Source organism: Pseudoalteromonas sp. JSTW (assembly GCF_013423925.1).
Lineage (GTDB): Bacteria > Pseudomonadota > Gammaproteobacteria > Enterobacterales > Alteromonadaceae > Pseudoalteromonas > Pseudoalteromonas lipolytica.
Genome location: NZ_CP058972.1, coordinates 295001 through 312090, shown reverse-complemented (window position 1 = coordinate 312090; position 17090 = coordinate 295001). Strand labels below are relative to the sequence as shown.

Here is a 17090-nt window from a genome sequence, read left to right as displayed (position 1 = left end):
TTTATAAATTAAGTGGATAGCGTCCTTCGCTATCTGGACGCCCTAAAAACTTCGCAGCGTCATGCACTTCTTTTGGTAGACTGGCTTCTGGTTTTATATACCCTGCCACTTTAAAATCTAAATTGGCTTTTAGTACAGCATCAGCCTCAAGACCTAAGCGATTTTCAGGGTCAACCAAGACAGCTATATCGCCTGATTTACAACTAAGACGGCCGCTCAGTGGGCCAACACTAAACCAGCCATTAAGTCCTTGAACATCGATATTGGGACTGGCAATCTCACCCATTAATGTTTCACAATACGGCTGACCAGAGCTGAACTCATCGAGATCAACAATCACACGCCCTTGTGCACTAATTGGCAATGGCAGTTTTAAGCGCGCCATCGCACGCTCAACGCTCAAACGTAGTGTGGTATTTTTTACCAAAACAGCTTGATTGAACAACCCATACGAAAAATCAGCATGGCCCGAAATATCTGTTTTATCACGCGGATCACCAAAGCGCACTGTACCAACGAGTTTGCCCGTCAACAATGACCAGCCAGATAACTTCCACCGTACATTATTAAGTTGCTCACCATCAAAACGTACCTGCATTATGCGACCATCCCAAAGCGAACCACTGGCTTTGCCTAGTTGCAATTGTTTTGGTAAATGCGGTGCAGCTAAATCTAGTGCAATTGCAGCGGGTGTTTTTATAAGCGTAAACACCAAAAAACACATCACAAATACTGTGACTAATAAAATAATTCTTTTCATCGTCTACTTCTCTAGTACCAAACGACTGACACGAACAAAACCAGACTTATCGTCTTTACTAATGTCTAAGTTTTCAATCAGTACACCTTGTGAATTAACTAATTCATCAAGCCACTCAACCAACTTGTTAAACTCGACAGAATCGATAGTTAAACGCAGTGAATTATCATTCGGTTGCATTTTACTGATGGTGATCTGATAACGATTTCGCGTGCTATTCACAATTTGACTTAAGCTGCGGTCATTCGCTACTCGTGCACTGCCACTGGCCTTTAACTTAACAATGCTCTCATCAACCCATGCCAGCAATTCTTGTTGTTTTATCGTGTCTTGTTCTGCTTTTTCAATCGCCGCATTTAACGGCCTAAAGATTCCCATCACAAGGATAAAAATAACAAAAATTACCCCAGCGACGACAACAAGTTGTTGTTCTTGCTCTTTTAATGAACGCCAGTAACTAATTAATTGGTTTTTCATGCCGCACCTCGCAACTTAATTTCACCGACGACAAAATCACCATCATTATTTAGTGAGCCTTGATCAACCGTTAAGCCTCGCTGTTCTAAAATTGCTTTTACTTTTCCAAACGATTGGAAATCTTTACCACGTGCACGAATACGTAACTCGTTGCGGCCTTGGTCATAACGCAAAGTTTCTGGCGTGAAGTCTTTTACTTCACTAAAAATAGTTACTAAGTCATTAGTCAAATCTAAGAAACCAGCGGTACTTCCGCTATCGAGCAATGCGAGTTCATTACGAATTTGACTACGAATCAACTGTGGACGTACTTTTTTATTAGGAAAAGCGCGCTGATAGTTAGTCACAACTTGTGACTTCGTTTTCTCAAGTTGAGTATTTAGTTTATATAACTCAAGGGACTTAACCCCCACACTGCATACCAATGCAACCCCTGCGGCAATAGCGGCTTTTTGCCAGTATCCCCACCAAATGGCTGACTTTTTCTTTAATTGATATACACCTTGGCGTAGATTAAAACTAATTTCAGGGAGTTGCTTCGCAAATAAAGCGAGCGGTAAATCATACAGCTCCGTTTTTGCCTCAAGATTAACTGATTCAGGGAACCCAGTGGCTGGACTAAAATGCGCAACATCTGGGTGGCCCATTGCGGTCAAATAACCATCTAGCCAGTCTGTTTCAACAGCTGCAATATGCCAGTGACCTAATTTACATAACCATTGGCCATTGAGCTCAACGGTACGCAGGGTATTTTCATTGTCGACTCGAGGAAGTAATAACGCGTCAGGTAACACTTTAAATACTTCAATATCATGCTCATTGAATGTAGCAAGCCACTGCTCAAACCACTCACGATCGGTCATGGCGATATTAACCGCATGCTTTTCATCTATGAGTGTAGGCTCAGCAATCGCAATAAATAGGTCGTCGACATCACACGCGATATCTTCTTCAAGTATATAGGGCAATGCCTGCTCTAATTTACGACTCCATTTAGTCGGCAATTCAACTGTTTTTAGCTGAATTTGATCACTCGGTAAAAGAGCAACCACTTCACGGGTTTGTGCTTTTTCAGTTAACTCACCTAATTGTGCTGCACTGGCGATTTCGCCGCTCGCAATTATTTCTTGTTCTGTCGGTGAGTAAATTAGCCAACTAAGGCTATCTTGTAATGTTTGACCCGCACGGATCAACAATATTTCTGTCACTGTACGCCTCCAAATTTTCGCGCCAGTATCGTTACTTTACCATTATTGGCATGGAGTAAGGTGGTCATCGAAAAACGCAACTCTGCAAATTCAGCTTGCGTTTGTAGTTTAAAATAATCACTGTTGATGGTGAACAAGTCTTTAACAGCTTCGACGTTTTGTGCGCCTTGTTGATTAACTTGTTCAAAAAATGCGTTCATATCATCAAATCCCTCTTCAGGGCGAGACGATAATACACTTTCTGCGCCTGATAAACTGAGGCCATCAATAAGCGAGCTTAGAATAATGGCACTTTCATTAGGCAAGGTATTTACATTAATCGCTAAAAGTTCACTGTCTGGTATCACACACACAAAGGGCAATACTTTTTCCATCACTAATGGATTGAAGCCTTTAACTAAACGCAACTCTGATGTTGAAGCAAAAAAGCTGTTTGCAGTCATGTAGGGATACTTACGTGATAAGTACTCATCTTCTTCTGCACCTGAGCGATAAGTAATACTGTCTTCATCGAGCCAGTCATAGACGCTGTCAGCCATTGCCTCTTCAGACTCATCTGCGGGTAAGTCTTCAATATTCTCAAGTAAAGCTAACAATGCTTTGTGCGCTGGGTTCGTTTTATTAGCCGAGCCGGTTTGTTGCACAGGTTTTGTGCGTAAAGCATTTAAGTTCAAGCACGCTTGCAAATCCGTAATCGTGCCACTTAACGTGCCATTATCAACAGGGTAAGGAACCCCACCTTGCTGCGCCCAGACTTGCCCTAGATGAATTTTATCAGGGTCATCTTTTTTAGTTTGTTTAATCGCTTTAATCGCTAATTCTTCAGCAGCAAAAGCATACCACTTAGCTTGCTGATGACTTTGTATATTAGTACTACGCTGCACTTGCACCATCAGGTTTGCACTCATTTCGACCGCTAGCATAGCGGCTAATGCGACAATAAATAAAACAATAACAAGTGCGGCACCTTGAGAACGTTTAATCATCATGGCTGAGTACTCACTACACCTTCACCGGGCACTAAAAAGACTCTGCGAATAGGCTCTTGTTCTATTTTTTGAATGGTCACGGCAACAGCCTTCGGTAATGCAGCGGCTTGCCACTGTTCTTGCCATTCGTCTTTATCATCAAGAAATTCAAACTTCAGATCTTCAATATCTTCTAGAATAACTTGCGAACGCGGTTCCATATTATCGAGCTGATCAACATATACTCGGTATATGCGCTCTAGGTTATCATCGATAACACGATAACCAACAGCTTGTAACTCAGAGCGCGGCAGCAAGTTTATTGGATTAATCCACCCATCACGCACAAAACCAATGCCATCATATTGACTGTCAAATACATAACGCCCAGCAAGAATGTAACCTTCTTGAAAGTCTCCCGCCTCATTGCGTACTTGACGTTTCGTCATTTGGCTAAAGTCTTGGTCCATAAGACGAAATACCGTTTGAAAGCCATTGAGCTCTGCGATTGTCTCATCCGAGGCTTCTTTAGCCTTGGTGGTTGATTCTAAGATTTGATGAGTCGATAACACCACAAACGCTAAAATGCCCATTGCGACGATAACTTCAAGTAAGGTAAACCCGCGTTGCTTCACTACTTGTCACCTTTGTTTAAATAAGTAACAAGTTCATAAATGGGGTATTCTAGTTTTTCGTCAGCAAACACATTAATAGTGACTTTCACGAAGCTTTTATCTGCCGTAGCAACGACATCTTGACGCCAATACCACTCATAACCAGCCAGTGTTTCACTGCCTTTAGTGCCATTTTTGCCCGCCCACTTATCACCTTTTGTTCGCTGCTCAACTATGACATTTTCAGCAACCCATGATGCATATGTTTGCTCTTCAATCGTCGACAAGTGATTGATGTGTTCACCCGTTGCCTGCATTGCAGCAATACCCGCCATGGCACAAATAGCCAAAGCGACCATGACTTCAAGTAAAGTGAAACCCGCTGACTTAGTCATTACTCTGGCTCCATACGAAGTTTAACAGGAGCCATGAACTCGCCTTCGATAAAATACTGCGGTTCACGCTCCTCTTTCAGCTCATACACTAACTGAAAAGCACTGACTTCTCCTGAAGAAAGGATCAGTACCTGTGGAATCTTTAACTTTTTAAGTTCTAATAAACTATCTTCGTCACCGCCGCTCATCAATTCACGCCAGTTCGATTGCTCAAGTAAGTTATCTTGTGCCCATGCCAAATCTTCGAGATTCAAGGTTAATTTAAAATCTTCGTCTACTTTAATAGGCGCAAACAATTTTTCACGATCGAAGGTGACCCACTTTTCACCATCAAACACTAAAAATTCAAATACATTTTGATCTAAATGAAAGCCTAACTCGACCTGATTTAAGATGGCAAATTCAGATGCCATATTAATCGTGGTGTGTAATCTGAGCGCTTGTTTTTCTAATTTTTCTTCTGCACCACCATCAAAACTGTAGGCCACCATTTTAGTGACAAACCCTATCACCACAAGCACCATTAATATTTCGATGAGGCTAAAACCTTTTGCGTGCTTAGCACACCTAGCCAAACGTAAACGATTAAGGCTTACCATAATAGTAAGCCTTGATGTGTATAAAAGGTAAACATCTGGCTGAGTTTACGCATTATTGCTTTTCTTCATCCCAGTTACCGATGTCATCATCGGTGCCAGCTTCGCCATCTGGACCCATTGAAAAAATATCAATTTTACCAATTTCTCCTGGGCTAATTAGTTGGTACGGGTTGCCCCATGGATCTTCAGGTAACTTTTCAATAAAACCACCATCTGGAAAACGTTTTGGAACCGGCTCGATGCTCGTTTTAGTAACAAGCGCTTCTAGACCCTGTTCTGTGGTTGGATAGGCTTTATTCTTCAGCTTATAAAGGCTTAACGCATCTTCAATTTGTTGAATATCTAGGTGTGCTTTGTCGATCGCTGCCTCTTCTTGTTGGCCCATAATGTTTGGTGCCACAATTGACATAATCATACCGATGATAACCAGTACCACCATGACTTCTAATAATGAGAAACCTGACTGTTTGTTCACAAAAATACCTCTAATTTTCTTCAATAATTTATTATAAAGCGACAGCTACTGGCTGTTGCTCTACCGTTCCCTAATTTAAAGTCCTACTGCCTTATTCATTGCCATAATTGGCTGCAGTATTGCCATAACAATAAACAAGACAATGACCGCCATTGATGCAATCATCGCTGGCTCTAAAAGTTTTAAAGACACGTTGACCATGCTTTCAAACTCACGATCTTGGTTATTTGCTGCTCGCTCAAGCATTTGCTCAAGTTCACCTGACTTTTCGCCACTTGCGATCATGTGCAGCATCATAGGTGGAAAAAGTTTCGTTTGTTGTAAAGCAGCACGAAGGCTCGCCCCTTCACTGACTCGGGTGGCCGCATCTTGCACCGATTTTTTCATTTTCTCATTAACCAATACCCCACCAGAGATACGCATACCTTCGAGTAAGGGAACGGAGCTTGAAGATAAAATACTTAACGTGCGTGCGAATCGAGCGGTATTCACCCCTCTCGCGACTTTACCTATACCAGGCAAGTAAAGTACTTTTTCATCAAACCAGTAACGAATTTTTGGTCGTTTGAGTGCATGCTTAATTCCCACTGAGAGTGCAGTGATAATTATTAAACTAATAAACCAATAATTTTGTACAAAGTTACTGGCTGCCATAACCCACTCTGTCGTCCAAGGAAGTACTTGTTTTGACTTTTCGAATGTTTTTAATATTTTGGGAACCACCGTGCCCAATAACACTGAAACAATTGCGATAGCAAACACAACAAGAATGATTGGATATACCATCGCTTGTGTTATTTGACTACGCATATGCTGACGTTGTTCCGTGTAATCAGCTAAACGATTTAATACTTGATCTAAGTGGCCCGATTTTTCACCGGCAGCCACCATGGCACGATATAAATCATCAAATACATGCGGAAACTCACTCATACCATCTGCGAGTGTGTAGCCTTCAACAACTTTTGAGCGTACAGACATGAGCATACGTTTTAAACGCGGTTTTTCACATTGCTCAGCGACGGCCATTACCGCCCCTTCGACAGGTAATGCTGACTGAATTAAGGTGGCAAGTTGACGAGTAATCAGCGCTAAATCTGAGGTCGATATTTTTGGTTTGAAAAAACCGCTAAATAATGACTTTTTAGCCCCTTTAACTTGCTTTTCACCCTCTGCTGCAGCGACAACCTCTAAAGGCATCAGGCCTTGGTCACGTAATGTTTGACGTATTTGCTTTACCGTATCGGCTTCAAGAATGCCTTTTTTCTCTTTACCTTTACCATCCAGGGCGCGGTACTCAAATGCAGCCATAATTAACCTTCCTCACGCGTTACACGCAAGACTTCTTCTAAGGTTGTACGGCCTGCCAACACACGGCTACAGCCATCTTGACGAATACTTGGGCTACGAGTACGAATGTACTTTTCAACACTTTGTTCGCCTTTACCGCTGTGGATCATTTCACGAATAGCCTCATCAACAACCAGTAATTCATGAATCCCCGTACGGCCACGATAACCATTAAAGTTACACTCTTCACAGCCTACAGCACGGTAAATCGTTGGTGGCTCAGCAGGGTTAACGCCTAGTAACTGGCACTCCCGCTCGTCGGCCACATGCCCTTCTTTACAGCTATTGCATAAAGTACGCACTAGACGTTGTGATAACACACCCAGCAAAGAAGAAGACAACAGGAAAGGTTCTACTCCCATATCTTCCATACGGGTAATCGCACCCGCAGCAGTATTGGTATGTAAAGTCGACATTACTAAGTGACCCGTTAACGACGCTTGCACACCGATTTGTGCGGTTTCAAGGTCTCGGATCTCCCCCACCATGACGACATCAGGGTCTTGACGTAAAATTGCACGCAATCCCCGCGCAAAGGTCATATCTACTTTGGTGTTTACTTGTGTTTGACCAATCCCCGGTATTTCGTACTCAATCGGGTCTTCAACCGTCAAAATATTACGGTCACGTGAGTTTATTTGACTCATCCCCGCATACAAAGTGGTACTTTTACCAGAACCTGTGGGACCAGTTACCAAAATAATACCGTGAGGCTTACTGATGAGATCAGCGAACAATTCGCGATTTCGCTCGGTCATCCCCAAATCTTCAAGATTTAAGCGCGCATTATTTTTATCAAGTAAACGCAGTACAACACGCTCACCAAAACTTGATGGCATCGTTGATACACGCACATCAACAGCACGTCCAGCAATACGTAAACTTATACGCCCATCTTGTGGAATACGCTTTTCTGCAATATCGAGCTTTGCCATAACCTTAATACGTGACACGAGTAAGGATGCAAGTTTACGATTTGGTTTTAAAACTTCTTTTAAGACACCGTCTACCCTAAAGCGAATTACTAACTCTTGCTCAAAGGTTTCAATGTGAATATCTGAAGCACCCTCTTTAATTGCCTCACTGAGCATGGCATTAATGAGTTTAATAATAGGTGCGTCATCATCCCCTGCGAGTAAGTCTTCTGTTTGCGGTAGTTCATCCGCTAAAGAAAATAAGTCAACTTCGTTGCCAATATCTTCCATCATTTGCTGTGTTTCAGAACTATCGCGTTGATAAGAAGCCTCAAGTAACAGCTCAAATTTGTCGTCTGGCAACTGCTCGAGTGAAAAACCACGTCCCGCAATACGACGTACTTCAAGTAAAGCCGTTACGTCTAATTCGCCGCGATAAAAAACAGTCCAATTATCACCATTTTTACTTAGCAAGACACCAGCACGACGCGCATATGAAAACGGTAAGCGCTTTGCAGGCAAGCTAACAAGATCATCACTTGTTAAGAGCTCATCATGGTCAATAGACGCACTCTGCGCTAACTCGTCATTAATCTCTGTAATTGCATCAGTCATCTTTACGATCATCTGCGTTTTGTTGTTTCAGGTATTCTTCATACGTTGGCGGTAATACCAACGCATCATTCCATTCTGGTAAGATTGGCATATCAGTTAATGGCATTAAATCAATCCCATCTTCTTTTTGTTTATGCTGCTCACCACGGATGAAGTTATATTTTGAATGACTTAACTTATTCATGCTCATACCATCACGAACAATCGTCGGACGAATAAATACAATTAAGTTACGCTTGCGCTTACTGGTACTGGTTGAACGGAATAAGTGCCCTAAAATAGGAATGTCACCTAACAATGGAACTTTCGAGACACTTTCTTGTACGTCTTCATCAATTAAACCGCCTAACACGACCATGCCACCATCATCGGCCATAACGGTGGTTTTAATCGCACGCTTATTCACTGAGATATCGACTGAAGTTGCACCACTTACGCCAGAGACTTCTTGCTCAATCGTTAACTGAACCGCCGAGCCATCATTAATTTGTGGTGTTACTTTGAGTTTCACACCCACTTCTTGACGCTCAACCGTTTGGAATGGGTTAGAGTTATTTGAACCCGTTTGTGACCCAGTGATAATTGGCACTTCTTGACCAACGATCATCGACGCTTCTTCGTTATCCATGGTGGTGACAGAGGGCGTTGCAAGAATATTTGAATTGGTATCTGTTGAAACGGCTTGGATAATCGCACCCCAGTCATTTTTCACAATACCCATTGCAAGACCGTTAATACCACCGAGTAACGCACCAAGTGGCCCTAAGTCACCTTCCTGTGTCTCTGAGGTATTTGTAACATTACCGGTTTCTGTACCAACAACCGTCCCTTGAATCGTTTTATCACGTGCTTGCTCTGCCGCAACAGCCAATGAGCCAACAGGCACTGTTGTGCCGTTGTTAAACTGCATCATTCCGCCTTGCTCTGAAATCCATTGCAAACCAAAGTTAATGCCATCGGCCTCAAGAACCTCAACAATAATTGCCTCAACTAGCACCTGTGCGCGACGAATATCTAAGCGCTCAATAACTTGCTCAAGTGAGCGCATCGTATCTGGCTGGGCTGTAATAACCAACGAGTTTGAATCAGGGTGCGCTTCTATACTTGTTTCGTTCTGACTGCGTGAACGAGCTTTCGTTGCGCCACCTTGGCCATCTTCAGCGAGTGTTTTACTCACACCTTGCAATACTTTTACTAAATCTTCTGCTTTTGCATAATTTAAGTAAATGACCTTGGTATTACCTTGATTCTCAAGTTCACCGTCTAAGCGGCTGATTAACTCAACAGCACGCGTACGGGCCTGCGCCTCACCACTGACAATCACACTGTTAGTACGACCATCGGCAACCACTTTCGGAATCAAAAATTCAGGGATGCTGCCTTTACCACTATCTTTATAAATATTGTCAACAACAGAGACAACATCATCCGCTGTAGCAAACTTAAGTTGAACAATATCAACTCGCTTATCACCGGCTTGGTCAACTGAACGGATGATTTCAACTAAACGATTTACAGAGGCAGCGTGGCCGGTAAGCATCATTACGTTAGCGGCGTTGAAGTTAGCAACATGCCCCCCGTCTTTTTGATCGCTAAACTGACGAACTAACGGACCTAACTCTTGTACGCTAACATTCTTAACTCGCACAACGCGCGTGACCATCATATCGCCACTGGCTTGGTTATCTTCCGTCACTAAAGGGACGTTCGATTTTTTAGCGTCAGAGCTTTTCTCAATTTTAAGAATGCCGTTATCCATCTCAACAGCTGAATAACCGTATACTTCTAATACATTTAAGAAAAATTGATAGTACAGCTTCTCATCCATTAACTCATAACTGCGCACATTAACTTTGCCGCGCACGTTCGGATCGATGATCACTGTTTTATTGAGATTTTTACCCACAATATTAATGAACTCATTAATATCGGTGCCTTTAAAGTTTGCAGCATACTCAACAGCCGAAACTGAGAGCGATAATCCTGTTAATAAAAAAAGCGCTGCATACTTAGCTAACCCTTTTTTGATTTTTGTGAGGTGTAGCGCGTGAACCATTCTATAAAAACTCCAAAGCTAATTATTGCAGGCTAAATTGCACATCAATTTGCTCACCATCACGCTCGATAGTGATACTTGCGTCAGTACTATTACGTAATTCGTTTATTGCTGACATTGCCTGTTTTAAATCATTTAATTGATAGCCATTAATCGCAATGGCTAAATCATTATTCATTAATCCCATCTGCTTAAATAATGCCGGGTCTTTACCTGGGCTTAAGCGATAACCCACCAGTTCACCGTCGACCATCGCTTGCGATACACGAATGTAGTCGAATAATTTACCAGGGTCGTTTAATACTTCTTCACGCGTTTCAATAATCGCTTCTTTGACTTCTTGGTCTTCAGTCGCATTGATTTCATTGTCCGCATCGATATCCTGAGGACCTTCTTCTAATTCTGGCTCTTGTTGCTCAGCCAAAACAGGCATAGAAACTGTTTTTGTAAAATCGAGTCCATCAAGCATTAATGTTTCAAAGCGACCACTTACATCCAAAATAACACGATCAGGTAAGACTTGTGCGAGCTTCGCTCGAGTGCCTTGAATTACATCATCAACAACATACGTTTCTTGTTTTCCTTGAGACTCTATTATAGCCAAACCAGCTTGATCGTTTTGGCTAACAGCCACGATACCCGTTAGATTAATACTTAAACGAGTTTCAGGGGCATTGTTAATAACTTGCGTTTGCTTTGCGGCAGGTTTTTTAGCTTCAACAACCACTTTACCGAATAAATGTTGTTCAAGAATTTGTCGTGAATTGACTGTTTCGATGCGTTTCGCAGTCATCGTTGTTCGACTTGCGGGTAGTGCTTTTGTATCAGGTTCAGGCCACAACAACCAGAACAACTTCGAGGATAAAAAGGCAATATAAACAACAACTAACAGCACAACTAATGCACTTAGCTTGGCATGAGGTAAGCCGTTTAAAAACTGTCTAACTTGTTGTAAGTGTTGATCCATATATTCTATTTCTTATTTTAATTTACTGCTTTATAGCAGGCCTATAGTACCTTTTCATTTTTCATTCAACAAGCACACGTATATTAAACTTTGTAAACAAGGTCGTTTCGACTAACAGGGGTAGCAAGGAAAAACTTTGACTGTTTCTTTATGATTAAGTTTCATGGTAAATTTTGCCTATACTCTAGCAGCTTTAAAAGAGCACAATTGTGTCAAAAGGTAACACTCAGCAGTCAAAAAACAGTCAAGACGAATTAAACGTCCGCCTTGATAAATGGTTATGGGCTGCCCGTTTCTATAAAACCCGCTCTGTTGCGCGAGACATGGTGCAAGGCGGTAAAGTGCATTATAATGGTCAACGAACAAAGCCCAGTAAAATCGTCGAGGTGGGCGCAGTCATAAAACTGCTGCAAGGAGTCGACGAAAAGGTAGTGACAATAGTGAAGGTCCTTGATAAACGTCAAAGTGCCCCCATTGCACAGACCTTATACCAAGAAACTCAAGCAAGTATTGAAAAGCGCGAAGCAAATGCAATCGCAAGAAAGAATAACAGCTTCTTTGCTCCACATCCTGATAGAAAGCCTGATAAAAAGCAAAGACGTGAACTGTTAAAAATGAAATCAAGTTAGGTAATGTAACACATGCAACAAGATTTACTTCATCGTTATATATTTGATCAACTCGATGTACGTGGTGAACTCGTACAAATTGAAAACACCTATCAAGAGATGATCGCCAACCATAATTACCCAGCTCCTGTTCAGGCACTCTTAGGTGAGTTGCTTGTTGCAACTTGCTTATTAACAGCCACCTTAAAGTTTGAAGGTGAAATTGCCGTACAGCTACAAGGTGATGGCCCTGTGAAATATGCTGTTATTAATGGTGATGATAAGCAAAATATGCGTGGTATTGCTCGCCTGCAAGGTGAAGTTCAAGGTAGTACTATTAAAGACTTGATTGGTAACGGTTATATGGTTATCACGATAACGCCAACAAAAGGTGAGCGTTATCAAGGTATTGTTCCGCTTGAACACGACACCTTAGATAAATGCCTCGAAAGCTACTTTGAGCAATCAGAACAATTGAAAACCCGTCTTTGGTTTGCGACTGAAATCACCGCAGGCTCAGCAAAAGCAGCCGGCTTATTCTTACAAGTTTTACCGGTAAATAAAGATAAGTCAGTAGAAGACTTCACTCACCTTGAAGCAATCAGTAATACCATTAAAGATGAAGAGTTACTTAATCTTGATGCTAATACTGTTCTTACTCGTCTGTACCATGAAGATAACCCTCAATTGTTCGAACCACAAAGTATCAATTTCCGTTGTGGCTGTAGCAGAGACAAGACAATTGCAGCATTAGTCAATATTGGTCAAGATGCATTATTAGATGATGTAAAAGAAAAAGGTGAAGTTAAAATTAGCTGTCATTATTGCTTAAAAGATTACGTTTTTAACGAGCAAGATATTAAAGCAATTTTTAACTAAATGACCACTTAATAGTATTATTATATTAAAAGCCGCATTTGTTGCGGCTTTTTTCTTAATTTTTATGATACCGGTGTCATGAAAAAGCCCCATTTTATGACACCGGTATCATTGAAATTATTCATGTTTTTTACCAAATATATGTGTTTTTAGCCCCTTCAGACACTCGAATATCCCTAATCCTTCTGTTACTATTATTTCAGCTTAAGGGAAAACAAGAACCCCAGAGCTATCCCGTTCAATCTCACACAATTTAGGTATAAACATGACTGCAAACGCTACTCGTTTTGTCGATCTTACTGCAGCTGAACTAGTCGAACACGCGATTCGTCGTGGCGAAGGGACTTTAGCCGCTAATGGTGCATTTGTTGCTAACACTGGTCGTCGTACTGGCCGTTCTCCAAAAGACCGTTTTATTGTTCAAGAGCCAAGCACTGAAAACGAAATCCAATGGGGTAACGTAAACCGCCCATTCGATGCAGACAAGTTTGATGCGTTATGGGCTCGTGTAGAAGCTCATGTACAAAGCAACGACCACTTCATCTCTCACCTAGAAGTTGGCGCTGATCCTGAGCACTATTTACCAGTCGTTGTAACAACAGAAACTGCATGGCATCACATTTTTGCCAAAAACATGTTTATCGAACCTGAAACTTATAATGCATCTGATTTACCTCAGTGGCAGGTAATGAATGTTCCTTCATTTGTTTGTGACCCTGAACGTGATGGCACAAATAGCGATGGCACAGTAATCATTAACTTTGCACAACGCAAAGTGCTATTGGCTGGTATGCGTTATGCCGGTGAAATGAAAAAATCAATGTTCTCTGTACAGAACTTCCTATTACCTGCGAAAGGTGTATTACCAATGCACTGTTCAGCTAACGTAGGTGAAGCAGGTGACACAGCATTGTTCTTCGGTTTATCTGGCACTGGTAAAACAACACTATCTGCGGATCCGACACGTTTCCTTATCGGTGATGACGAGCATGGTTGGGCGCCTGGTAGCGTATTTAATATCGAAGGCGGTTGCTACGCTAAATGTATCGACCTTTCACAAAAGAACGAACCCGTTATTTGGAATGCAATCCGTTTTGGTACTATCTTAGAAAACGTAGTACTTGATGAAAACCGCGTACCGGATTTCCATGACACAAGTTTAACTCAAAATAGCCGTGCAGCTTACCCACTAGAGCACGTAGAAAAACGTAAAGTTGAAAACCGTGCCGGTGAGCCAAAAGCCGTTGTTTTCTTAACATGCGACGTGAGTGGTGTATTACCACCTGTATCAGTGTTAACAGAAGAAGCAGCAGCATATCACTTCCTAAGTGGTTACACTGCAAAAGTAGGTTCAACTGAAATCGGTTCAACTAGCGATATCGAATCAACATTCTCAACGTGTTTTGGTGCGCCTTTCTTCCCTCGTCCTGCGGGTGTATACGCAGAGCTTCTTATGAAGCGTGTACGTGAATTTGGCGCTAAAGTATTCCTAGTAAACACAGGTTGGACTGGTGGTCCTTACGGTACAGGTAAACGCTTTGACATCCCAACAACACGTGCAGTAGTTGACGCTATTGTTTCAGGTAAGTTGTCAGATGTTGAAACGCAACACATCGACGTATTAAACCTAGACGTCCCTGTTGCTGTACCTGGTGTTGATAGCAAGCTTCTTAACCCAATCAACACATGGGAAGACAAAGAAAAATACGCAGAATATGCAAACAAACTTGCATCTGACTTCACTGAAAACTTCGCGAAATACGATGTTTCGGAAGCAATCAAATCTGCAGGTCCAAAAGCTTAATTTATAAGCCTTCCTAAATACTAAACGCCAGCATCATGCTGGCGTTTTTATTTGCGCTGTAATTCGTCTAGCTCAATGTGATGCTGTTAGTTATTAATGAGAGACGGATAGCGTGAGCTGAAGTAATCCATTTTAGAGGCGGCACTCCTCACCTACATTGATCAATAGATCGTGATTAACAAGCGTAGCCGTGAATGTCTGTGGTTATATATGAAGGGCATAATCAGACACTTTCGGCACTCAAGTACCTCCTACTACGCACTAATTAGGTTAGCGTAAAGTGAAGCAGCCCATTTTAGAGCCCTCCAATCTTGTCATCATGATTAAACAACGTTAGAACCGTGATTGAACATCGTGATTAAGAAGCGTAGGAACGGCTTTAGCCGTGAACGTCAGTGGTTATGTGTGAAGGGCATATCAGACACTTTCGGCACTCAAATACCTCCTACATCTCTTCACCTTGCGCTTATGCGCCTTTTATCTCTGTATGGTACTGGACGATTTATACCATTCCGCATAAAGGTTAAATCAACTTTATCCATTCCCGATTACACATCTTCATCACTCGCTCCGGTATTGAAATAAAGTGATTCCATGCTTTTGAAACTTCATCAACAATTTCGTCATAACCCGAAAACACTCTATTGGATAAACAGTGTTGTCGTATCCAGCTCCATACTTGCTCTATTGGGTTTAACTCTGGTGAATAAGGAGGGAGCTTTATTAGCGTGAGGTTGTTAAATTCTGCGGCTGTATCGTATGTGTGCCAGCCTGCGCCATCTATTATCACGACAGCATGTCTGCCAACTGGTGTAGCTTGTGATATCTGACTCAGGTGCTGCGTCATTGCTTCTTTATTGACGAATGGGCTTACTAGCGCTTCTGTTTGGCCTGTGGCAGGACATACCGCACCAAATAAATATCCATAGTCAAACTGCTGTTGTTTTACTATCCGTGGCCGAGTGCCTGTTTCAGCCCAAATGCGCGTAGTCGGATTTTGCTGGCCAAATCGTGCTTCGTCCTGAAACCATACGTCGATACGGTCAAGTGGAAGGTGTCCGGGTGTGTGAAGGATCGTTTCCAGTTGGAAGTTTTTTAAAAGCTTCTTGGCTTTTTAATGAGTGTTTAGGGTGTTTCGAACGGCTTGTGATCCAACTAAAGCCAAGCTGCTTGAGTATTTTATAAGTATGATTTAAGTGATAATGAACACCAAATTCAGTGCTAATGTAATGCACAATGTCTTCACCGGTAAGCCGGCCACCTTGAAGTTCTGTGTTCGTGCGTTTTATAAATTCAGACAGTTGCTCAAGTTGTGACTGTTGTAATCTAGATGGACGCCCTTGTATAGGCTTATTGTCTAAGCCATACAGCCCCTGTTCTAGGTAACTAGAAACCCATTTATTAACACTACTTCGTGCTATGTTAAGACGTTTTGCAATATCAGTTCTGCTATTCCCCTCATAAAATAATGACACTGCGAGTAATCGTATGCGTTTTCGTGCATTTGGTTCTTTTCGTGAAAGCGCTAAAAGCTGTTCAGCTATGTTTTGGTTCAATGTTATTAACCGGTGATTTTATATAGCCTATATTAGATCAGATATTTAAGCGGAATGGTATTAGCCCTGAACGCAAAAAACCCGCTGCATTGCTGCAACGGGTTTCTCTAATTAGGAGCCATGGTGCGCTACGCAGTAGGATGTCCTACTTTCACATGGTCAATGCCACACGATGCTTACAAAGATATAGGTCGTAGGGGTCTTGGTTGGGTATTTTATTTTTCTACAGGCAACAAAAAACCCGACTCTTTTGAATCGGGTTTCTCTAATTAGGAGCCTGGCGATGTCCTACTTTCACATGGCAAATGCCACACTATCATCGGCGCTGTTTCGTTTCACTACTGAGTTCGGCATGGGGTCAGGTGGGTCCAAAACGCTATTGTCACCAAGCAAAATGCGTGGAAAGGATTCTCGACAAAGCGCATCGCGCTTACGAGTCCTTTGCGCAAGGTGAACTGATTTCGCATTAAGCGCTGCGGTTCACCCTACATAAAATTCGGAAATCTGATAATCGTAAAATCTACTTTAGTATACTAACTTCTGTCTGTTACGCTGTCATAAAACGCGTTTGGCGTTGTATGGTTAAGCCTCACGGGTAATTAGTACAGGTTAGCTTAATGGCTCACACCACTTCCACATCCTGCCTATCAACGTTGTAGTCTTCAACGGCCCTTCAGAGACTTTAAAAGTCTAGTGAGAACTCATCTCGAGGCCTGCTTCGCGCTTAGATGCTTTCAGCGCTTATCAGTTCCGAACGTAGCTACCGGGCAATGCCATTGGCATGACAACCCGAACACCAGCGGTTCGTTCACTCCGGTCCTCTCGTACTAGGAGCAACCCCTCTC

16 protein-coding genes and 2 rRNA genes (1 of these 18 cut by a window edge) are annotated in these 17090 nt (G+C 42.2%); 3 read left to right on the top strand and 15 right to left on the bottom strand.

Annotation, left to right across the window (positions count from 1 at the left end; genetic code table 11):
- Position 1: 1 nt before the first annotated feature.
- From GZH31_RS01510 to gspC, 12 genes are all read right to left on the bottom strand, one after another.
- Positions 2-760 (bottom strand): type II secretion system protein N, encoded by a 759-nt coding sequence (locus tag GZH31_RS01510; protein ID WP_074989847.1) that lies wholly within the window; start codon positions 758-760, stop codon positions 2-4.
- Positions 761-763: 3 nt separating this feature from the next.
- Positions 764-1237 (bottom strand): type II secretion system protein GspM, encoded by a 474-nt coding sequence (gspM, locus tag GZH31_RS01505; RefSeq protein WP_036974499.1) that lies wholly within the window; start codon positions 1235-1237, stop codon positions 764-766.
- Complete coding sequence (gspL, locus tag GZH31_RS01500) at positions 1234-2445, bottom strand: type II secretion system protein GspL (protein WP_180311322.1); 1212 nt, start codon at positions 2443-2445, stop codon at positions 1234-1236. Before gspL ends, gspM begins: the two co-directional genes overlap by 4 nt.
- Positions 2442-3434, bottom strand: a complete 993-nt coding sequence (gspK, locus tag GZH31_RS01495; protein ID WP_074989848.1) for a type II secretion system minor pseudopilin GspK — start codon at positions 3432-3434, stop codon at positions 2442-2444. The genes gspL and gspK overlap by 4 nt, the downstream gene beginning before the upstream one ends.
- Positions 3431-4048, bottom strand: a complete 618-nt coding sequence (gene gspJ, locus GZH31_RS01490; RefSeq protein WP_074989849.1) for a type II secretion system minor pseudopilin GspJ — start codon at positions 4046-4048, stop codon at positions 3431-3433. Before gspJ ends, gspK begins: the two co-directional genes overlap by 4 nt.
- On the bottom strand, positions 4048-4422 hold the full coding sequence (gene gspI / locus GZH31_RS01485; protein WP_036974508.1) for a type II secretion system minor pseudopilin GspI: 375 nt from the start codon (positions 4420-4422) through the stop codon (positions 4048-4050). The genes gspJ and gspI overlap by 1 nt, the downstream gene beginning before the upstream one ends.
- Complete coding sequence (locus GZH31_RS01480; RefSeq protein ID WP_180311321.1) at positions 4422-5021, bottom strand: prepilin-type N-terminal cleavage/methylation domain-containing protein; 600 nt, start codon at positions 5019-5021, stop codon at positions 4422-4424. Before GZH31_RS01480 ends, gspI begins: the two co-directional genes overlap by 1 nt.
- 52 nt (positions 5022-5073) lie before the next feature.
- The gene (gene gspG / locus GZH31_RS01475) at positions 5074-5496 is read right to left on the bottom strand and encodes a type II secretion system major pseudopilin GspG (protein WP_036974512.1); all 423 of its coding nucleotides are present in this window, start codon (positions 5494-5496) and stop codon (positions 5074-5076) included.
- Between the two features lie 75 nt (positions 5497-5571).
- Positions 5572-6807: a type II secretion system inner membrane protein GspF gene (gspF, locus tag GZH31_RS01470; protein WP_036974513.1), complete on the bottom strand. Its 1236-nt coding sequence runs from the start codon at positions 6805-6807 to the stop codon at positions 5572-5574.
- Positions 6808-6809: 2 nt separating this feature from the next.
- Positions 6810-8375 carry a type II secretion system ATPase GspE gene (gspE, locus tag GZH31_RS01465; RefSeq protein WP_036974514.1) on the bottom strand — a complete coding sequence of 522 codons (1566 nt, stop codon included), beginning with the start codon at positions 8373-8375 and terminating at the stop codon, positions 6810-6812.
- Positions 8368-10431 carry a type II secretion system secretin GspD gene (gspD, locus tag GZH31_RS01460; protein WP_036974515.1) on the bottom strand — a complete coding sequence of 688 codons (2064 nt, stop codon included), beginning with the start codon at positions 10429-10431 and terminating at the stop codon, positions 8368-8370. Before gspD ends, gspE begins: the two co-directional genes overlap by 8 nt.
- Before the next feature lie 22 nt (positions 10432-10453).
- On the bottom strand, positions 10454-11398 hold the full coding sequence (gene gspC, locus GZH31_RS01455) for a type II secretion system protein GspC (RefSeq protein WP_036974516.1): 945 nt from the start codon (positions 11396-11398) through the stop codon (positions 10454-10456).
- Between the two features lie 206 nt (positions 11399-11604).
- Between gspC and hslR the strand changes: the two genes are divergently transcribed.
- From hslR to GZH31_RS01440, 3 genes are all read left to right on the top strand, one after another.
- The gene (hslR, locus tag GZH31_RS01450; RefSeq protein WP_371915632.1) at positions 11605-12027 is read left to right on the top strand and encodes a ribosome-associated heat shock protein Hsp15; all 423 of its coding nucleotides are present in this window, start codon (positions 11605-11607) and stop codon (positions 12025-12027) included.
- Positions 12028-12039: 12 nt separating this feature from the next.
- A complete protein-coding gene (gene hslO / locus GZH31_RS01445) occupies positions 12040-12885 on the top strand; it encodes an Hsp33 family molecular chaperone HslO (protein ID WP_075593180.1) in 846 nt (281 codons plus the stop codon).
- A gap of 265 nt (positions 12886-13150) precedes the next feature.
- A complete protein-coding gene (locus GZH31_RS01440; protein ID WP_036974522.1) occupies positions 13151-14689 on the top strand; it encodes a phosphoenolpyruvate carboxykinase in 1539 nt (512 codons plus the stop codon).
- Positions 14690-15212: 523 nt separating this feature from the next.
- Here the strand turns inward: GZH31_RS01440 and GZH31_RS01435 are convergent.
- From GZH31_RS01435 to GZH31_RS01425, 3 genes are all read right to left on the bottom strand, one after another.
- Positions 15213-16233, bottom strand: a protein-coding gene (locus GZH31_RS01435; protein WP_374027195.1) for an IS630 family transposase whose coding sequence is annotated in 2 segments (ribosomal slippage) — positions 15213-15779 and positions 15781-16233 — 1020 coding nt in all. Because the reading frame shifts where the segments join, the coding sequence is not laid out codon by codon here.
- 287 nt (positions 16234-16520) lie between these two features.
- Positions 16521-16635 (bottom strand): 5S ribosomal RNA (rrf, locus tag GZH31_RS01430).
- A 188-nt stretch (positions 16636-16823) separates the two neighbouring features.
- Positions 16824-17090 (bottom strand): 23S ribosomal RNA (locus GZH31_RS01425) (it continues 2619 nt past the right edge of the window).

Bases quoted from the DNA above. Each gene is read 5' to 3' on its own strand.
- GZH31_RS01510 (WP_074989847.1), bottom strand. From the start codon at position 760: ATGAAAAGAATTATTTTATTAGTCACAGTATTTGTGATGTGTTTTTTG.
- gspM (WP_036974499.1), bottom strand. From the start codon at position 1,237: ATGAAAAACCAATTAATTAGTTACTGGCGTTCATTAAAAGAGCAAGAA.
- gspK (WP_074989848.1), bottom strand. From the start codon at position 3,434: ATGATGATTAAACGTTCTCAAGGTGCCGCACTTGTTATTGTTTTATTT.
- gspI (WP_036974508.1), bottom strand. From the start codon at position 4,422: ATGACTAAGTCAGCGGGTTTCACTTTACTTGAAGTCATGGTCGCTTTG.
- GZH31_RS01480 (WP_180311321.1), bottom strand. From the start codon at position 5,021: ATGGTAAGCCTTAATCGTTTACGTTTGGCTAGGTGTGCTAAGCACGCA.
- gspF (WP_036974513.1), bottom strand. From the start codon at position 6,807: ATGGCTGCATTTGAGTACCGCGCCCTGGATGGTAAAGGTAAAGAGAAA.
- gspE (WP_036974514.1), bottom strand. From the start codon at position 8,375: ATGACTGATGCAATTACAGAGATTAATGACGAGTTAGCGCAGAGTGCG.
- gspD (WP_036974515.1), bottom strand. From the start codon at position 10,431: ATGGTTCACGCGCTACACCTCACAAAAATCAAAAAAGGGTTAGCTAAG.
- gspC (WP_036974516.1), bottom strand. From the start codon at position 11,398: ATGGATCAACACTTACAACAAGTTAGACAGTTTTTAAACGGCTTACCT.
- hslO (WP_075593180.1), top strand. From the start codon at position 12,040: ATGCAACAAGATTTACTTCATCGTTATATATTTGATCAACTCGATGTA.
- GZH31_RS01440 (WP_036974522.1), top strand. From the start codon at position 13,151: ATGACTGCAAACGCTACTCGTTTTGTCGATCTTACTGCAGCTGAACTA.